Below are 17,618 nucleotides of genomic sequence, written 5' to 3'. Positions count from 1 at the left end.
GGCGGGGTGCCTTGCGCAGCGAAATAAAGGAGGAGGCCGCAGGCCGGGGGACATTCGCGGAGCAAGGTACCCCGCCGTCGTGATCGCGCCCCGAACTGGATCAGCAGTCAAAGCATCAAGGCGCGCTGCCCTGAGGCCCCACAGGCGGCGGCGCGGCACGGCCACTGGAACCCGGTGAGAGCTTGCGTCCAAAAGCCTCGCCCACATTGCGCACCGGACGGCTGGCTTTTTCAGATACGTTGTTGACGCCGCGCCTGGTGGCTGCGTCTGCACGGTCGATGCCCCGGCCTGCCGCGTTGGTGCCGCGCTGCACGCTGCCCACCACCTTGCCGCCGCGCGACGGCTGCTTGAGCGTGTGGGCGCGCTGTGCCTTGGGCGGGTTGTCGGCGCTCTGGGCCTGCGCGGCGACAGGCAGCCAGAGCGCGGCGGCCATCGCCACGGCGAACGATACGCTGACGGTGTTCGGGAATTTCATGGGGCCTCCTTGTTGTCTGCGTCTTCCGATGCTTGCGCTGCAGCAGCACGCGCCATGCGCTCGCTCTTCCAGTAGACGTCGTCGCCGCCGTTCATGCGGTTGAGCACGCGCGCGAGCACGAAGAGCAGGTCGCTGAGCCGGTTGAGGTACTGGCGCAGCGCATCGTTGAGCTCGGCCGTGGCGCCCAGCGCCACCACCGCGCGTTCGGCTCTTCGCGCCACCGTGCGGCACACATGCGCGAGCGAAGCCGCACGGGTGCCGGCCGGCAGGATGAATTCAGCCAGCCGCGGCAGCGCGGCGTTGTGCTCCGCCAGGGCGTTGTCCAGCTGCAGCAGCGCATCGGCCTTCAGCAACGTGAAACCCGGCATCGACAGCTCGCCGCCGAGGTTGAAGAGCTGGTGCTGCACATCGACCAGCAGCTCGCGCACGGGCTCAGGCATGGGCTCGCACAGCAGCACGCCGATGTGCGAGTTGAGTTCGTCCACGTCGCCCATCGCGTGCACGCGCAGGTGATCCTTGGGTACGCGCGTGTTGTCGCCGAGGCCGGTGGTGCCGTCGTCACCGGTGCGGGTGGCGATCTGGGAAAGTCGGTTGCCCATGGGCGCTCCTGCTGTTGTTACGCGACGCTCGATGCGTCGATCTTGCCGGTCGTGCCTGCAGAGGTAGTGAATGAGGCTGCGCATGGTGCGCATGCGCTGAGGGTTGTGGGGTTCATGTTTTTTCCGAAGCGCATTATGGTGCTCGCTCCGTAAAATGACCGATCCCCCTCACCCCTCGCAGGAGACGCCCCGATGAACGCCCCGACCCAAACCTCGCACCTGATGCCGGAGCTTCATCTGCGCGACGTTCCCGCCAGCCTGATCGACGGGCTGAAGGCCCGCTTCGGCGCCAACTGTTCCACGGCGCTGGCGGTGCGCACGCAGCACGGTCGCGACGAGTCTTCGTTCGACGCCCCGCCGCCCTCGGCCGTGGTGTTCGCCGAAAGCACGCAGGACGTGGCCGACGCGGTGAAGCTGGCCAGCGAGCACAGCGTGCCGGTCATTCCCTTCGGCGTGGGCTCCTCGCTCGAAGGCCACCTGCTCGCGGTGCAGGGCGGCATCAGCATCGACGTGTCGCGCATGAACCGCGTGCTGTCGGTCAACGCCGACGACCTCACGGTGACGGTGCAGCCGGGCGTCACGCGCAAGCAGCTCAACGAAGAGATCAAGAGCACGGGCCTGTTCTTCCCCATCGACCCCGGCGCCGACGCCTCCATCGGCGGCATGACGGCCACGCGCGCCAGCGGCACGAACGCGGTGCGCTACGGCACCATGCGCGAGAACGTGCTGGCGCTCGAAGTGGTCACCGCCGCCGGCGAAGTCATTCGCACCGGCACGCGCGCGAAGAAGTCTTCCGCCGGCTACGACCTCACGCGCCTCATGGTGGGCAGCGAAGGCACGCTGGGCGTGGTCACCGAGATCACGCTGCGCATCTATCCGCTGCCCGAGGCGGTGTCCGCCGCGATCTGCTCCTTCCCGAGCATCGAGGCCGCGGTGCGCACGACCATCGAGACCATCCAGCTGGGCGTGCCGATCGCTCGCGTGGAGCTGATCGACGTCAACACCGTGCGCATGGTGAATGCCTACGCCAAGCTGAACCTGCGCGAAGAGCCGATGCTGCTGATGGAGTTCCACGGCTCGCCCGCCGGCGTGAAGGAGCAGGCCGAGACGGTGCAGGAGCTGGCCAGCGGCCACGGCGGCAATGCCTTCGAATGGGCGAGCACGCCGGAAGAACGCTCGCGCCTGTGGACCGCGCGTCACAACAGCTATTTCGCGGCGGTGCAGTCGCGCCCGGGCTGCCGCGTGATCTCGACCGACACCTGCGTGCCGATCTCGCGGCTGGCCGACTGCCTGCTCGACTCGGTGGCCGAGGCCGACGCCAGCGGCATCCCCTACTTCCTGGTCGGCCACGTCGGCGACGGCAACTTCCACTTCGGCTACCTGCTCGACCCGAACATCCCCGAAGAGCGCGTGAAGGCCGAGGAGCTGAACCACGCGCTGGTGAGCCGCGCGCTGGCGCTGGAAGGCACCTGCACCGGCGAGCACGGCGTGGGGCTGCACAAGATGGACTTCCTGGTCACCGAAGCGGGCGCGGGCGCGATCGACATGATGCGCACCATCAAGCGCGCGCTCGACCCGAAGAACATCATGAATCCCGGGAAGATCTTCAGCCTCTGACACAGCCCGCGCGCCGGTCCGCGGCGTTCCACGAAAAAGCCCGGCGGCTCGCGAGAGCCCCGGGCTTTTTTTCGAATCGCGCGCGGCGAGCGAGCGAGCGATCAGTTGCTGCTGTTGCTGCGGCGGCGCGTGGGCGCCGGCTTCTCGGCCGGCACATAGGTCTGCGACGGCGCGGCGCCACCATCCACGCCCAGGCGGCCACCGCCGCCGAGGCCCTGGCCGCGCACCGTCTGCGCCTTGTAGTTGCGCAGCGAGCGGACCATCTGGTTGAAGGCGTCCATGAAGGCGGCGGCAATCACCTTGCCCTGCGCCGTGTTGGTGTAGCCGCCGAGGTTGCCGCCCGCGCTGCGGCCGGCGAGCGCGCCGAAGGCGCCGAAATCGGTCTTGGAGGCGCTGCCTTCCGCAGCTGCGACCTGCACGCCGGAGCGGTTGTCGATGAGCGTCAGCAGCGCACTGGCTTCCTTGGTCTGCATGCTGCCGCCGAGCTGCGCGAGCGCGCGGCCACGGCCGCCACCCACGAGGCCGCCAAGCGCGCCACCGATGCCGCCGGCGTCGCTGTTGCTGAACACGATTTCGGGCGACAGGCCGTAGTCGGAGGCCACCATCTGGCCGCGGCCGAAATTGCTGCCGCCGCGCATTTCGCCCGACTGCTGCAGCGCGCGTTCGCGCGTCATGGCGTTCATGCCGGCCGCGCCGCGCTCGACCACGATGAAGCAGTTCGACTGTTGCACCAGCAGGCGCAGCAGGTTGGCGGTGGGCGGCAGGCGGTACTCGCCGGTGAGGATGGTGTACCAGCCCGCGCTCTGGTTCTCGATCAGCGAGACGGTGCCCAGCGGCGATTCGCAACGCTCGAGCTGGCTGCTTTCGCCGGAGGTCGCGCCGCCGGCGGCGCTGCCGGTGGCCATGGTCTTGGCCGACTGGCTGCCCATCTGCATGTCGGTGGCTGCGCAGCCGGTCAGAAGAAGTGCGCCGACGGCCACGGCCGCGAGCGGGAACCTGGTGAACTTCATGGGGAACTCCCTCGGTTGTCAGAGATTTGGGGTTGAAAAACCAGCGGTCGAGGATACGCGCAAAGGATTGCAGGAATCAATCAACCGAATGCAATCAAACGAATGCCCGACGCCAGATTCGCAATCTAGGCTGTTCGGCGGATGCGCTCGATCAGTCCGTTGAGTGCCTCGATGGACCCGAAGTGGATGGCGAGCTCGCCGCTCTCCTCGATCCGGCCGCCGCGCTTGCTGCGCTTCTTGATGCGCACCTCGACTTCGGCGGTCAGCAGGTCGGCCAGTTCTTCTTCCACGCGCTGTAGGTCGCGCGATTTCTCGCCGTCGTTGCTGCGGCGCGAAGGCGTGAGCGTGAACTCCGCCGCGAGCTTCTTCACCAGCGCCTCGGCTTCGCGCACCGACATCTTCTTGGCGGCGATCTGGTTGGCGGCGGTGATCTGCGTGCCGCGGTCGAGCGACAGCAGCGCCCGGGCATGGCCCATGTCGATGTCGCCGGCCATCAGCATCTGCTGCGCGGGCTCGGCCAGGTTCAGCAGGCGCAGCAGATTGCTGGCGGCGCTGCGCGAACGGCCCACGGCTTGCGCGGCCTGCTCGTGCGTGAGCCCGAATTCTGTAACAAGACGTTGCAGACCTTGGGCTTCTTCCAGCGGATTGAGGTCTTCGCGCTGGATGTTCTCGATGAGGGACATCGCCGCCGCGGCCTCGTTGGGCACGTCGCGCACCAGCACCGGCACGCTGTCGAGGCCCGCCAGCCTGGCGGCGCGGAAGCGGCGCTCGCCCGCGATGATTTCGTACTCGGCATTCTTGGCCGCGGCCGATTCGGGGTCGAGCCGGCGCACCAGGATCGGCTGCATGATGCCCTGCACCTTGATGCTCTCGGCCAGCTCGTACAGCGCGCCCTCGTCCATGCGCGTGCGCGGCTGGTAGACGCCTGCGACCATCTGGTCGAGCATCAGCGTGTTCGGATTCTGCGGCGCACGCCCCTCTTCCTGGCCGTTGCTGCCGACGCCGTTGTCGGCGGAAGGCGCGGCCGTCGGGCCGAGCAGCGCTTCGAGGCCGCGGCCGAGGCCCTTGGGTTTCTTGGTCGCCATCAGTTTTTTTCTTTCGAGATTTCGTTCAGTAGGTCCCGGCCTTCGGGCCAGTCGCCCAGGCCGGATTCGGCGTTCAGGTGGCCGCGCGCGCCGGCGTCGACGAAGCGCGCGCCCCAGTCGCTGGCCAGTTGTCGCGAGCGCGCTGCTTCGCAGTACGGGTCGTCATTGGCGGCGATCAGTACCGCCGGAAACGGCAGCGGCTGCCGCACGATCGGCGCCCAGCCCGGGATCTGCTGGCGCAGGTCGTCGCGCTCCAGGTCGCCGGGCGCCACCAGCAGCGCGCCGCGCACCTTGTGGGTGTTGCGCGAGTGCGAAGCCCAGGCGGCGACGAGGATGCAGCCGAGGCTGTGCGCGGCCAGGACCACGGGGCCGGGCGATGCCAGCACTTCTTCCTCGAGCCGGATCGACCAGTCACCCCGCAGCGGACGCATCCATTCGTGCTGCTCGACACGATGGTCGCCGTAGACGGATTCCCATCGCGTCTGCCAATGGCCGGGGCCGCTGTTCTGCCATCCGGGCAGCAGCAGGATGCGGGGTGCAGCAGTCATGTGCCGTGCCCTTGCCTCAGGCGTTGTTTTCGCTGGTGGAACCGGACTCCGGCGCGGTGGCCGGCGCCAGCACGTCGGCCGGGATCGGCAGGTCCGGTGCGATGCGCTCCACCGGCGCGATCGGCGGCGCCACCGCGCCCGAGGCGAACGCGCTGGCCGGCGGCATCTTCTCGACCAGTTCCTGGGCAAAGGCGATGAATGCCTGGCTGCCCCGCGCGGCGGGGTCGAACACCACGCCAGGCAGACCGTAGCTCGGCGCCTCGGCCAACCGTACGTTGCGGGGAATGACCGTGTCGAACACCTTGTCGCCGAAGTGGGACTTGAGCTGCTCGCTCACCTGCTGCTGCAGCGTGATGCGCGGATCGAACATCACGCGCAGAAGGCCGATGATCTGCAGGTTCTTGTTGAGGTTGGCGTGCACCTGCTTGATGGTGTTGACCAGGTCGGTCAGCCCTTCGAGCGCGAAGTACTCGCACTGCATCGGCACGATCACGCCGTGGGCCGCGCACAGGCCGTTCAGCGTCAGCAGGCTGAGGCTCGGCGGGCAGTCGATCAGCACGAAGTCGTACTCCGCACCGACCGCGGCCAAGGCGGTACGCAGGCGCTTTTCGCGGCGGTCGAGCGCGACCATCTCGACTTCGGCACCCGCCAGTTCGCGGTTGGCGCCCAGCACGTCGTAGCTGCAACCGCCCTCCACCAGCTTGTCGGACTTGACCCGCGCTTCGGCCACCGAGGCGGATTCGAGCAGCACGTCGTACACCGTCAGCTCCAGCTGGCGCTTGTCGATGCCCGAACCCATGGTGGCATTGCCCTGCGGGTCGAGGTCGATCATCAGCACCCGCTGCCCGACCTTGGCCAGGCCGGCGGCGAGATTGACGGTGGTGGTGGTCTTGCCGACGCCGCCCTTTTGGTTGGCAATGCAGAAAATCTTGGCCATGTCTGTACGAGGGGTCGATCAGCGGGAAATCGCGAGCTTGATGCCGAAGGCGATCAGGAAGGTGCCGGCCAGCTTCTCGAGCGTGGTGGAGATGCGTGGATTGGCGCGGATGCGCTCGGCCAGGAAGTGCGTAAGCAGCGTGGAAGTCAGGCCGTAGAGGAACGTGAGCACGGCGATGGTGATGGCCATTGCGCCAAAGGTGACCAGGCCCTGGTGACGGGTCGGATCCACGAACAGCGGAAAGAAGGCCATGTAGAACACGATCGCCTTGGGATTCAGCAAGGTGATGGTGAAGGCCTGGCGCAGGAAATGGCTGGGCTTGATGTTGAGGATGGGTGCGGAGCCCGGCTTGGCCAGCAGCATCTTGATGCCCAGCCAGCCAAGATAGCCGGCGCCCAGCCACTGCACCGCCTTGAACGCGGCAGGATACGCGGCCAGCACTGCCGATACACCTGCGACGGCGGCCCACATCAGGCACTGGTCGCCCAGAATCACCCCGGCCGTTGCTCCCAGGCCGCCCCGGATTCCGCCCTTGCTGGTCGAAGTGATCAGCGCCAGGTTGCCCGGGCCGGGAATCAGGAGGAAAAGGATGATGGCGACGACGAATGCGCCGTAGTCAGCAATGCCGAACATGGGTTTTGCCTCGAAAAAGCGAGCCGGGGAGAGACCAGAGGGGAGGCATCGAGTCTAAGCGAGCACGATGCCGTGAAGGCCGTTCGAGCACCGGCTTTTGCCGGTGTCGGCGTTTCTTTTCGTGAATCGAGGCGCCCGTTCAGGCGGATTCTTTGCGTGCCCAGACGATGCAGCGCTCGGCATCCAGGCCGGGAACCGTCAGTTGTTCCACGTGAAACACTGCAACGCCTTTCGGCAATGCCGCGAGCTCGTCACTCGGCACCTTGCCCTTCATGGCAAGCCATACGGCGCCGGGCGCCATCAGATGCACCGAGCCATTGAAGAAATCAGGCAGCGACGCGAACGCGCGCGAGCTGATGACGTCATAGCTTCCCACGAGCGACTCGACCCGTGCGTGCAGGCCGCGCAGGTTCGGCAGCTCGAGCTCTGCTGCCACCTGCTGGACGAAAGCGGCCTTCTTGGCCACGGCATCGAGGCAGCTGACGTCGATGTCGGGGCGCATGATCGCGATCACGACACCCGGCAACCCGCCGCCCGAACCCACGTCCAGCAACTTGCCCTTCCCTTCCCACTCGCGCTGCAGCGGTGAGATGGCAGCCAGGCTGTCGAGCAGATGGTGCGTGAGTACGCTCGCCGGATCGCGCAGAGCGGTCAGGTTGTAGACCTTGTTCCACTTGAGCATCAAGTTGCCGTAGGCCAGCAACCGCTCGCCTTGCTGATCGGACAGGGTCACGCCCATGGCAGCCGCGCCTGTGCGCAGCGTATCGATCGGCGCCGTCATTCGGCGGCAGCTTCCGTGGTGGCAGTATCGCGGGCAAAGGCTTTGTGGCCGCCTTTGCGCAGATGGATCATCAAGAGCGAGATCGCAGCGGGCGTCACGCCGGAGATGCGCGAGGCCAGTCCCAGCGTCTCCGGGCGGTGCTTGTCCAGCTTCTGCCGCACCTCGAAGCTCAGCGCCTTGACCTGCCCGTAGTCAAAGTCAGCCGGCAACTTCAGGTTCTCGAAATGCGCGGCACGCTCCACTTCGTCGTGCTGGCGCTCGATGTAGCCCGAGTACTTGGCCGAAATTTCGATCTGCTCGATCTCTGTTTCGCTCAGCGCCACCGGGGCGGCGTACTTGCTACCGTCCAGCGACATGAGCGTCTCGTAGTTCACATCAGGGCGGCGCAGCAGATCGGCCAGGTTGTATTCATGGTCGATGGCCTTGCCCAGCACGCGCTCCGACTCGGAGGCAGGCAGGTTTCGCGGGTTCACCCAGATCGACTTGAGCCGCTCTGTTTCACGTGAAACAGCATCGCGCTTGCGGCTGAAAGCATCCCAGCGCGCATCGTCCACCAAGCCCAGCTTGCGGCCGGTTTCGGTCAGGCGCATGTCGGCGTTGTCTTCGCGAAGCTGCAGCCGGAACTCGGCACGGCTGGTGAACATGCGGTAGGGCTCGGTCACGCCCTTCGTGATCAGGTCATCGACCAACACGCCCAGATAGGCTTCATCACGGCGCGGCAGCCAGGCATCTTCGCCCCGGCATTGCAGCGCAGCGTTGATGCCTGCAAACAGGCCCTGGGCCGCCGCCTCTTCATAACCGGTCGTGCCGTTGATCTGCCCGGCGAAGAACAGGCCCTTGACCGAACGGGTCTCGAAGCTGCTCTTGAGCTCGCGCGGATCGAAGTAGTCGTACTCGATGGCGTAGCCCGGCCGCAGGATGTGCGCGTTTTCCAGGCCGGGCATCGAGCGCACCAGCTGGTACTGGATGTCGAACGGCAGACTGGTCGAGATTCCGTTCGGGTAGTACTCGTTGGTCGTCAGGCCTTCGGGTTCCAGGAAGATCTGGTGGCTTTCCTTGTCGGCGAAGCGGTTGATCTTGTCTTCCACGCTCGGGCAATAGCGCGGACCGACGCCGTCGATCTTGCCGGTGAACATCGGGCTGCGGTCGAAGCCCGAGCGGATGATGTCGTGCGTGCGCGCGTTGGTATGGGTGATCCAGCAAGGCATCTGCCGCGGATGCATGTCCGTACGGCCCATGAAGCTGAACACCGGCATCGGCCCTGCCCCACCAGGCATGCCGTCGCCCGGCTGCTCGGTGCACTTCGAGAAATCGATGCTGCGGCCATCGAGCCGCGGCGGCGTGCCGGTCTTGAGGCGGCCCTGCGGCAGCTTCAGTTCCTTGAGACGCGCCGACAGGCTCACCGCCGGCGGATCGCCCGCACGACCCGCCTGATAGTTGTCCAAGCCGACGTGAATGCGGCCGTCAAGGAAAGTCCCCGCAGTGAGCACCACCGTGCGCGCACGGAAAGCAATACCCACCTGGGTGACGGCGCCCACCACGCGATCGCCCTCCACCATCAGGTCGTCGACCGCTTGCTGGAACAGGCTCAGGTTTGGCTGGTTCTCCAGGCGATGGCGAATGGCCGCCTTGTAGAGCACGCGGTCGGCCTGCGCACGCGTCGCACGCACGGCCGGGCCCTTGCTCGAATTGAGAATGCGGAACTGGATGCCGGCTTCGTCGGTGGCAATCGCCATCGCGCCGCCGAGCGCATCGACCTCTTTCACCAGGTGGCCCTTGCCGATGCCGCCGATCGAGGGGTTGCAGCTCATCTGCCCAAGCGTCTCGATGTTGTGGGAGAGCAGCAGCGTCTTGGCGCCCATGCGCGCGGCGGCGAGCGCGGCTTCGGTGCCGGCGTGGCCACCGCCGACGACGATCACGTCGAATTCTTCGGGGTACAGCATTTGGAATGGGGGCGCACAACTGACGCGTGCGCGGCGCAAAAGGGGCACCGATTTTAATCGCCGGTGCCGTCTCGCGCCCGCTGTGTGGACAAGCTAGAGGGCCATGCCAAATCAGCCCCGAATACCCACAATAACTAGATAGATTGCTATAGATTTTATAGCAAACAAATCCCGTCAGCCGGTGACTTCTTCCACCTGGACCACCGGCACGGGCTTCTCTATGCCCACCAGCTCACCCGAGGGCGGCGGCGGCTTCGGCGGCTCGAGGCTTTCGTCCTGCAGTTCGCGGATCACGAGCTTCTTGTCGGTCATGCGCACGTTGCCGAAGATCGTGCAGAACGCCACGTCCTTCGCGTCGCGTCCCGTGCCCACGCGCACCAGCCGGTCGACCGGTGCCATGCGGGTGGGGTCGAACAGCACCCACTGCCCGCCCAGCCAAGCCTCGAACACGGCGTGGAAATCCTGAGGCGGCTCGTCGAACCACACATAGCCCACCACCAGCCGCGCCGGAATGTTGAGTGCACGGCAGAAGGTGATGCCCAGGTGCGCGAAGTCGCGGCACACGCCGGCGCGTTCCACGAACACCTCGCGCGCGGTAGTGGTCGAGTCGCTGCTGCCCGGCTCGTAGGCGATGCTTTCGTGGATCCAGTCGACGATCGCCTGCACCCGGCCGATGCCCGGGGGCAGGTCGCCGAAGAGCTGCTGCGCGCAGCGCGACATCAGGTCCGATTCGCAGTAGCGCGTGGGCATCATGTAGTGCAGGACTTCGTCCGGCACCTCGTTCACCGGCACTTCGCGAAGATCGGGCGGCACCAACACATGTGCGCGCTGCACCGTGGCCTTGTAGCTGATCTTCAGCGGGCCGGGCTTCGCGTCGAAGCGGATGAAGCGATTGCCGCTGCCTTCGTCGCAGAACACCTGCATCTCGGTCGGCGGCTCGATGGTCAGTTCCTCGCTGACCAACGCCTGCGCGCCCGCCCGCGCCGCCTCGATGTTGAGCAGCATGTGCGCCGGCGCGACGACCTCGTAGTCGAGCTGCGCGTCGATGTGGGAGATGTGCATGGGTTTCTCTTCAGGTGCGTCGTCGACGCGAACGGTGTTCGGGCAATTGCCAGTGAGCCTGCGTCACGAGCAGCACACGCAGCACGCGATGCGCCGGACTCTGCAGAAGCCAGCCCAGCGACCGCGCCTGCGGCCACCGGGGTTTGTTGCGCAGCATGGGTCAGTCCAGCGCTTTCTTCACGGCACCCACCCCCAGAGCCGCCAGCACCACGAACAGCACCGCCAGCACCAGGAACAGGCCGAACAGCAGCTTGGCAATGCCGGCAGCGCCAGCGGCCACGCCACCGAAGCCCAACAGGCCGGCCACCAGGGAGATGACGGCAAAAATGATCGCGTACTTCAACATTCAAGACTCCTTCAGCGGTGCCTTGCCCGCCGTGCGCAGGAGCTTAGAAACCGCCGTGGCGGCGCCCGATAGTCGCCTCGCGCAAGCCGCCGTAGGACAAAAACGCGACGCCGCCAAACCCGCTAGCATCCGCCGTGGTCTCCCAGAACAATCACACCTCGCCAATCCATTGGAGTTATTTCGAATGAAGCTGTATTACTCGCCGGGCGCCTGCTCGCTGTCTCCCCACATCGCCATGCACGAAGCCGGTCTCGCCTTCGAGCCCGTGCTGGCAAGCACCAAGAGCCACAAGCTGCAAGACGGCACCGACTACTACGGCATCAACCCGCTGGGCTACGTGCCGATGCTCGAACTCGACGACGGCACCCGCCTGCGCGAAGGCCCGGCCATCCTGCAGTACATCGCCGACCTCGCTCCCACCAAGAACCTCGCGCCAGCCGCCGGCACCATGCAGCGCTACCGCCTGCAGGAATGGCTGACCTTCATCGGCACCGAGATCCACAAGGGCTTCAGCCCGCTGTTCAACCCGGCCATGCCGGAAGAAGCCAAGAACATCGCCAAGGAAAAGCTGGCCTCGCGCTTCAAGTGGCTCGAAAGCGAGCTGGCCGGCAAGCAGTACCTGATGGGCGACACCTTCAGCGTGGCCGACGGCTACCTGTTCACCGTCACCAACTGGTCCAAGCCCACCGGCGTGGATATCTCGGGCTACCCCAACCTGCAGGCCTGGCACGCGCGTGTCGGCGCCCGCCCCGCGGTGCAGGAAGCAATGAAGGCTGAAGGCCTTCTGAAGTAAGCCGAAGAACGCAGAAGAAGCAACACGGCCGGGCGACTCCCAGGGAAAACCCGGCCTGCTTTCAGCCACAAGCCGCATGCCGCGGCTTTTTTTTCGGGCCACTCTCAGGGCATCGCTTCAGAAGAAGACAGAAGCCCCGAAGAAGGAACCGCGCCATGCCCGAAACCCCTCCACCCGTCGAACTGCGCGAAGAGATGCGCGGGCCCGTCATGTGGCTCACCATCGAGCGCGAAGAGCGCCGCAACGCCATCAGCGGCGCCGTGCTCGCCGGCCTGGGCGATGCGCTTCGCCGCGCCAACGACGACAGCGCGGTGCGCGCCGTGGTCATCACCGGTGCCGGCACGCGCGCCTTCTGCGCGGGCGCCGACCTGCAGACCGGCTCTTCCTTCAAGTTCGACTACGCCGCGCCCTACCAGGGCTTCGCCAACCTGTTCCGCCAGGCCCGCCAATCCACCGTGCCGCTGATCGCGCGCGTCAACGGCGCCTGCATGGCCGGCGGCATGGGGCTCATGGCGATGTGCGACATGGCCGTGGCCGGCAGCCATGCCGTGTTCGGCCTGCCAGAGGTGAAGGTCGGCCTCTTCCCCGCGCAGGTGCTCAGCGTGCTCGGCGGCCTGCTGCCGCGCCGCGTGCTGGCCGAGATGTGCATCACCGGCGAGCCCATCACCGCCGCGCAGGCGCTCGGCCTCGGGCTCGTCAACCGCGTGAGCGACGACGTCGACGAGAGCGTCGACTGGCTGCTCGGCCGCATGCTCGACAAATCGCCCGCCGCCATCCGGCGCGGCCTCTACACCATGAAGAAGATCGAGACCATGGCCTTCGAGGAATCGATGGCCTTCACCGAAAGCCAGATCGGCCTGTTCGCCCTGACCGAGGACGCGGCCGAAGGGCAACTCGCCTTCCGCGAGAAACGCAAGCCACGGTGGAGCGGCCGATGAACGACAAACAACGCATCGTCCGCATCGGCGGCGCCTCGGGCTTCTGGGGCGACAGCAGCGTCGGCGCGCCGCAGCTCGTGCGCAGCGGGCAGATCGACTACCTCGTGTTCGACTACCTGGCCGAACTCACGATGTCGATCCTCGCGGGCGCGCGGCTCAAGAAACCCGAGCTGGGCTACGCGACCGACTTCGTCTCGGTGGCGATGAAAGCGGTGCTGAAGGACGTCGTGAAACAGGGCATCCGCGTGGTGAGCAACGCAGGCGGCGTGAACCCCCAAGGCTGCGCCGACGCATTGGCGGCACTCGCCGCCGAACAAGGCATCGCGCTGAAGATCGCGGTGGTGAGCGGCGATGACGTGTCCCCCCTGCTGCCGCAGCTGCGCCAGTCGCAAACGCCGGTGCGCGAACTGCAGAGCGGCGCCGCGCTGCCGGAACGCGTGCTCACCGCCAACGCCTACCTGGGCGCACGGCCGATACAGGCCGCGCTCGATGCCGGCGCGCAGGTGGTCATCACCGGCCGCTGCGTCGATTCGGCCGTCACGCTGGGCGTGCTCATGCATGAATTCAAATGGCGGCCGAGCGACTTCGACCTGCTCGCCGCCGGCAGCCTCGCCGGCCACATCATCGAATGCGGCTGCCAGGCCACCGGCGGCCTGCACACCGACTGGGACACCGTGCCCGATTGGCCGAACATCGGCTATCCCATCGTGGAATGCAGCGCCGACGGCAGCTTCGTCGTGACCAAGCCCGCGGGCACCGGCGGCAAGCTCACGCCCGCCGTGGTGGGCGAGCAGATGCTCTACGAAATCGGCGACCCCGCCGCCTACCTGCTGCCCGACGTGGTGGCCGATTTCACGCAGGTGCGCATCGCGCAGGCCGGCGAGCACCGGGTGCGCGTGCACGGCGCGCGCGGCCATGCGCCGACCGCGAGCTACAAGGTCAGCGCCACCTACGTCGACGGCTTCAGGACGTCGGCGCAACTCACCATCGTGGGCTTCGACGCGGTGGCCAAGGCCCGGCGCACCGGCGAGGCGATCCTCGCGCGCACGGGCGCGCTGTTCGAGCAGAGCGGCTTCGGTCCCTACAGCGCGACGCATCTCGAGGTGCTGGGCGCGGAGTCGTGCTACGGCCCGCATGCCCAGGCCCTGCAGACGCGCGAGGCGGTGCTGCGGCTCGCGGTGACGCATCCGCGCAAGGAGGCGCTGGAGCTGTTCGCGCGCGAAGTGGCGCCCGCCGGCACCTCGTGGGCACCGGGCACCACGGGCGCGGGAGGCGGGCGCGCGTCGGTTTCGCCGTCGATACGGCAGTACGCGTTCCTGCTCGACAAATCGATGGTCGAGGCAGGCGTGACCATCGACGGTGAACGCATCGACCTGCCCCGCACCGAAACACCACCGTCGCCCACCTTACCCGTCCGACAGCCTGCCAGAGCCGAACAAACGACGACGACGCCAGCGCAGGACACCGTCGAAGTACCCCTGATCCGCCTGGCCTGGGCCCGCAGCGGCGACAAGGGCGACACCTCGAATATCGGCGTCATCGCGCGCCACCCCGCACTGCTCGAACTGCTGCGCGAACAGCTGAGCGAGGCGCGCGTCGCCGAGTGGCTTTCCCACCTCGTCAAGGGTCGCGTCACGCGCTACGACGTGCCGGGCATCGGCGCCTTCAACTTCGTCTGCGAACAGGCGCTGGGCGGCGGCGGCATGGCCTCGCTGCGCAACGACCCGCTCGGCAAGGGCATGGGGCAGATCCTGCTCGCCATGCCCCTGCGCGCGAGCCCGGCGTTGCTGGCGCTGCTTGCATAGCATCAATCCGGACAACCGTACGGCAGCAGGGTTGAGGCCGGGCGCTTAGCCTTGCGCCTGTTTCAACTTTGCCTCCAACCACACGATGTCCACCCTCTTCGACCCCGTCCAGGCCGGCGACCTCAAGCTCGCCAACCGTATCGTGATGGCGCCGCTGACGCGCAATCGCTCGCCCAACGCCATTCCGCCCGACATCGCCGCCACCTACTACGCCCAGCGCGCCACCGCCGGCCTGCTCATCACCGAGGCCACCGCCATCAGCCACCAGGGCCAGGGCTACTCCGACGTGCCCGGCCTCTACGGCACCGAGCAGCTCGACGCCTGGAAGCGCGTGACCGACGCCGTGCACGCCAAGGGCGGCAAGATCGTCGTGCAGCTGTGGCACGTGGGCCGCGTCTCGCACACCGAACTGCAACCCGGTGGCGGCAAGCCCGTGGCGCCCTCGGCCATCACCGCCAAGACCAAGACCGTGCTCATCAAGGACGGCGTGCCGACCTTCGTCGAGACCTCCGAGCCGCGCGCGCTCGACGCCGGCGAACTGCCGGGCATCGTGCACGCCTATGCGGTGGCCGCACGCAGCGCGGTCGAGACGGCCGGTTTCGATGGCGTCGAGATCCACGGCGCCAACGGCTACCTGCTTGACCAGTTCCTGAAGGACGGCAGCAACAAGCGCACCGACGACTACGGCGGCAGCATCGAGAACCGCGCCCGCCTGCTGCTGGAGACCACCCGCGCCGTGGTCGACGCGGTCGGCGGCGGCAAGACCGGCATCCGCCTGTCGCCCGTCACGCCCGCCAACGACGCGCACGACAGCGACCCGCAGCCGCTGTTCACATACGTGGTGAAGCAGCTCGCGCAGCTCAACCTGGCCTACATCCACATCATCGAAGGCGCCACCGGCGGCCCGCGCGAAATCGAAGACCGCCCCTTCGACTACGAAGCCCTCAAGGCCGCCTACCGCGAAGCCGGCGGCAAGGGCGCGTGGATGGTCAACAACGGCTACGACCGCCCGCTGGCCGAAGAAGCGGTGAAGGAAGGCGACGACCTCGTGGCCTTCGGCAAGCCCTTCATCTCGAACCCCGACCTGGTGCGCCGCCTGCGCGAGAACGCACCGCTGAACGAACTGGACAAGGCCACCATGTACGGCGGCGGCGCCAAGGGCTACACGGACTACCCGGCGCTGGCCTGAGTCCCGCTGGTCGGTCCTTCCACGGCCCGTGCAATCCGTTGGCGTGCACGGGCCGATTTGCGCGTGCGCCCGCCAGCCCGTACGCTTGGCGCTCGCGCCGCGGGCCTTTCGCCTTCTCTTTCTCCCCGCCGCGCGCACATCCATGGCCCACATCGAACACAAACTCGCCGCGCTCGGCCTCGTGCTGCCACCCACCATCACGCCGCCACCGGGTGTGGTGCTGCCCTTTGCCTTCGTGCGCGTGCTGGGCCGGCGCGCCTTCATCTCGGGCCACGGGCCGCTCAATGCCGATGGCACCATCGCCACGCCGCTCGGCAAGCTGGGCCGCGAGCTCACGGTCGAACAGGGGTATGCGGCCGCACGGCTCACCGCGCTTGCGATGCTCGGCAGCCTGCAGCGTGCCATCGGCGATCTCGACCGCATCACCGCATGGACGCGGGTGTTCGGCATGGTGGCCTCGGCACCTGGCTTCGACAGGCAGCCGGCCGTGATCAACGGCTTCTCCGACCTGATCCTCGAGCTCTTCGGCCCGGCAATCGGCATGCATGCGCGCAGCGCCGTGGGCATGGCGGAACTGCCGTTCAACATCCCGGTGGAGATCGAAGGCGAGGTGGAGTTCGAGCCGTGAACGACAGACGCTGGACCCTTCGGCGCGCCGATGCGGCCGATGCCGCTTCCATCACCGAATGCGCTGTGGAAGCCTTTCGCCACTACATTCCGCGCCTTGGCCTCACGCCGTTGCCGATGACCAGGGACTACGGAGTTGCCATCGAAAATGCGCAGGTCTGGGTCGCCACGCAAGACGCACAGACCGTCGCCGCGCTGGTGCTCGACGTCACCGAAGAAGGCTTCCTGATCGACGTGATCGCGGTGCGCCCGCAGCACCAGGGCACGGGCGTCGGCCGCGCGCTGCTGGAGCTGGCGGAACGCGAAGCGATGCGGCAGGGCCATGATTCGATCTACCTCTTCACCAACGAGAAGATGACCGAGAACCGCGCGCTCTACGAGCGCATCGGGTACGTCGAGTACAAGCGCCTCGCGCTCGAACAACGCACCCGCGTGTTCCTGCGCAAGCCATTGAGATGAGCATTGCCATGCAGCTCGAACGCATCCATCACGCCGCCATCATCTGCGCCGACTACGCGGTGTCCAGGCACTTCTACACCGAGGTGCTGGGCCTGCGCGTGGTCGCCGAAAACCATCGCGCCGCACGCGATTCATACAAGCTCGACCTGGCCCTGCCCGATGGCTCGCAGATCGAACTCTTCTCCTTTCCCGGCGCACCCGCGCGCCTCACGCGACCAGAGGCGCAGGGCCTGCGGCATCTGTCTTTCGAAGTGCACGACGTGCAGGCCGCCGCCGATGAACTCACGGCGCAGGGCATTGCCGTGGAACCGCTGCGCACCGACGAGTACACCGGTCGTCGCTTCACCTTCTTCGCCGATCCCGACGGCCTGCCGCTGGAGCTCTACGAAGCCGCACCCGCCGAAGAGCTCGATGCGCTGCTGCTGAAACTCGAAGGCGCATTGCACCTGCGCGAGGTGCGCGCGAACGCCGCACAGCTCGAAGAACTGCTCGACGACGGCTTCCATGAACTCGGCGTGTCGGGCGAAACATGGACGCGGCCCGCCATCATCGAAGCGCTGCGCGACGAGACTTTTTCGCGGCGCACGATGACGGACTTTCGCGTGCTGCGCATGGCGCCCGACGTGGCGCTGGTCACCTACCGCGTGCACCGCGAAGCCATTCCCGAAAGGCCCGCCGCGGATTCACTGCGCAGCTCGCTGTGGCGACGGCGGCATGGCCGCTGGCGCATGGCGTTCCACCAGGGCACGCCGCTCTCGCGCTGAGCGAACG

20 protein-coding genes are annotated in these 17,618 nt (G+C 67.1%); 8 read left to right on the top strand and 12 right to left on the bottom strand.

Going from position 1 to position 17,618, the window contains the following annotated elements:
* Window positions 1–115: 115 nt before the first annotated feature.
* Window positions 116–475, bottom strand: coding sequence for a hypothetical protein (locus tag AC1RVW_RS22340; protein WP_081269727.1), 360 nt, complete (start codon window positions 473–475; stop codon window positions 116–118).
* Window positions 472–1,074 (bottom strand): cob(I)yrinic acid a,c-diamide adenosyltransferase, encoded by a 603-nt coding sequence (locus AC1RVW_RS22335; RefSeq protein WP_081269728.1) that lies wholly within the window; start codon window positions 1,072–1,074, stop codon window positions 472–474. The genes AC1RVW_RS22340 and AC1RVW_RS22335 overlap by 4 nt, the downstream gene beginning before the upstream one ends.
* 192 nt (window positions 1,075–1,266) lie before the next feature.
* On the opposite strand from AC1RVW_RS22335, the gene AC1RVW_RS22330 reads away from it, so the two are divergent.
* Window positions 1,267–2,691: an FAD-binding oxidoreductase gene (locus AC1RVW_RS22330; protein WP_493202569.1), complete on the top strand. Its 1,425-nt coding sequence runs from the start codon at window positions 1,267–1,269 to the stop codon at window positions 2,689–2,691.
* Between the two features lie 101 nt (window positions 2,692–2,792).
* On the opposite strand, the gene AC1RVW_RS22325 is transcribed toward AC1RVW_RS22330, so the two are convergent.
* The 10 genes from AC1RVW_RS22325 to AC1RVW_RS22280 form a co-directional block, all read right to left on the bottom strand.
* Window positions 2,793–3,701, bottom strand: a complete 909-nt coding sequence (locus tag AC1RVW_RS22325) for a CsgG/HfaB family protein (RefSeq protein WP_081269730.1) — start codon at window positions 3,699–3,701, stop codon at window positions 2,793–2,795.
* A gap of 125 nt (window positions 3,702–3,826) precedes the next feature.
* The gene (locus AC1RVW_RS22320) at window positions 3,827–4,786 is read right to left on the bottom strand and encodes a ParB/RepB/Spo0J family partition protein (RefSeq protein ID WP_285413789.1); all 960 of its coding nucleotides are present in this window, start codon (window positions 4,784–4,786) and stop codon (window positions 3,827–3,829) included.
* Window positions 4,786–5,334, bottom strand: a complete 549-nt coding sequence (locus AC1RVW_RS22315; protein WP_081269732.1) for an RBBP9/YdeN family alpha/beta hydrolase — start codon at window positions 5,332–5,334, stop codon at window positions 4,786–4,788. The genes AC1RVW_RS22320 and AC1RVW_RS22315 overlap by 1 nt, the downstream gene beginning before the upstream one ends.
* A gap of 16 nt (window positions 5,335–5,350) precedes the next feature.
* The gene (locus AC1RVW_RS22310; protein WP_081269733.1) at window positions 5,351–6,271 is read right to left on the bottom strand and encodes a ParA family protein; all 921 of its coding nucleotides are present in this window, start codon (window positions 6,269–6,271) and stop codon (window positions 5,351–5,353) included.
* Between the two features lie 18 nt (window positions 6,272–6,289).
* Window positions 6,290–6,904, bottom strand: a complete 615-nt coding sequence (locus AC1RVW_RS22305; RefSeq protein ID WP_081269734.1) for a LysE family transporter — start codon at window positions 6,902–6,904, stop codon at window positions 6,290–6,292.
* A 139-nt stretch (window positions 6,905–7,043) separates the two neighbouring features.
* Window positions 7,044–7,685: a 16S rRNA (guanine(527)-N(7))-methyltransferase RsmG gene (gene rsmG / locus AC1RVW_RS22300; RefSeq protein ID WP_493202565.1), complete on the bottom strand. Its 642-nt coding sequence runs from the start codon at window positions 7,683–7,685 to the stop codon at window positions 7,044–7,046.
* A complete protein-coding gene (gene mnmG / locus AC1RVW_RS22295) occupies window positions 7,682–9,628 on the bottom strand; it encodes a tRNA uridine-5-carboxymethylaminomethyl(34) synthesis enzyme MnmG (protein WP_106936261.1) in 1,947 nt (648 codons plus the stop codon). The genes rsmG and mnmG overlap by 4 nt, the downstream gene beginning before the upstream one ends.
* A gap of 174 nt (window positions 9,629–9,802) precedes the next feature.
* Complete coding sequence (locus AC1RVW_RS22290; RefSeq protein ID WP_493202563.1) at window positions 9,803–10,690, bottom strand: transglutaminase-like domain-containing protein; 888 nt, start codon at window positions 10,688–10,690, stop codon at window positions 9,803–9,805.
* A gap of 10 nt (window positions 10,691–10,700) precedes the next feature.
* Entirely contained in the window at window positions 10,701–10,847 is a 147-nt protein-coding gene (locus AC1RVW_RS22285) for a hypothetical protein (RefSeq protein WP_172839905.1), read from the bottom strand.
* A 3-nt stretch (window positions 10,848–10,850) separates the two neighbouring features.
* Window positions 10,851–11,036 (bottom strand): DUF1328 family protein, encoded by a 186-nt coding sequence (locus AC1RVW_RS22280; protein ID WP_013538518.1) that lies wholly within the window; start codon window positions 11,034–11,036, stop codon window positions 10,851–10,853.
* A gap of 184 nt (window positions 11,037–11,220) precedes the next feature.
* Here AC1RVW_RS22280 and gstA point away from each other — a divergent pair, with 184 nt between their 5' ends.
* The 7 genes from gstA to gloA2 all read left to right on the top strand — a co-directional run bounded on the left by gstA (window position 11,221) and on the right by gloA2 (window position 17,611).
* On the top strand, window positions 11,221–11,829 hold the full coding sequence (gene gstA, locus AC1RVW_RS22275) for a glutathione transferase GstA (RefSeq protein WP_081269738.1): 609 nt from the start codon (window positions 11,221–11,223) through the stop codon (window positions 11,827–11,829).
* Window positions 11,830–11,984: 155 nt separating this feature from the next.
* Window positions 11,985–12,767, top strand: a complete 783-nt coding sequence (locus AC1RVW_RS22270) for an enoyl-CoA hydratase/isomerase family protein (protein ID WP_493202560.1) — start codon at window positions 11,985–11,987, stop codon at window positions 12,765–12,767.
* Complete coding sequence (locus AC1RVW_RS22265; RefSeq protein ID WP_493202558.1) at window positions 12,764–14,572, top strand: acyclic terpene utilization AtuA family protein; 1,809 nt, start codon at window positions 12,764–12,766, stop codon at window positions 14,570–14,572. Before AC1RVW_RS22270 ends, AC1RVW_RS22265 begins: the two co-directional genes overlap by 4 nt.
* A gap of 85 nt (window positions 14,573–14,657) precedes the next feature.
* The gene (locus AC1RVW_RS22260) at window positions 14,658–15,761 is read left to right on the top strand and encodes an alkene reductase (RefSeq protein WP_081269741.1); all 1,104 of its coding nucleotides are present in this window, start codon (window positions 14,658–14,660) and stop codon (window positions 15,759–15,761) included.
* Window positions 15,762–15,903: 142 nt separating this feature from the next.
* Entirely contained in the window at window positions 15,904–16,389 is a 486-nt protein-coding gene (locus AC1RVW_RS22255) for a RidA family protein (protein ID WP_493202556.1), read from the top strand.
* Complete coding sequence (locus AC1RVW_RS22250) at window positions 16,386–16,847, top strand: GNAT family N-acetyltransferase (protein WP_493202555.1); 462 nt, start codon at window positions 16,386–16,388, stop codon at window positions 16,845–16,847. Before AC1RVW_RS22255 ends, AC1RVW_RS22250 begins: the two co-directional genes overlap by 4 nt.
* The gene (gene gloA2, locus AC1RVW_RS22245) at window positions 16,844–17,611 is read left to right on the top strand and encodes an SMU1112c/YaeR family gloxylase I-like metalloprotein (RefSeq protein WP_493202553.1); all 768 of its coding nucleotides are present in this window, start codon (window positions 16,844–16,846) and stop codon (window positions 17,609–17,611) included. The genes AC1RVW_RS22250 and gloA2 overlap by 4 nt, the downstream gene beginning before the upstream one ends.
* The last annotated feature ends 7 nt before the right edge of the window (window positions 17,612–17,618 follow it).

Source organism: Variovorax sp. MPBD4-3, from assembly GCF_058809745.1.
Note: the sequence above shows the minus strand (reverse complement) of the source record. Positions and strands in the feature narration are given on the sequence as shown.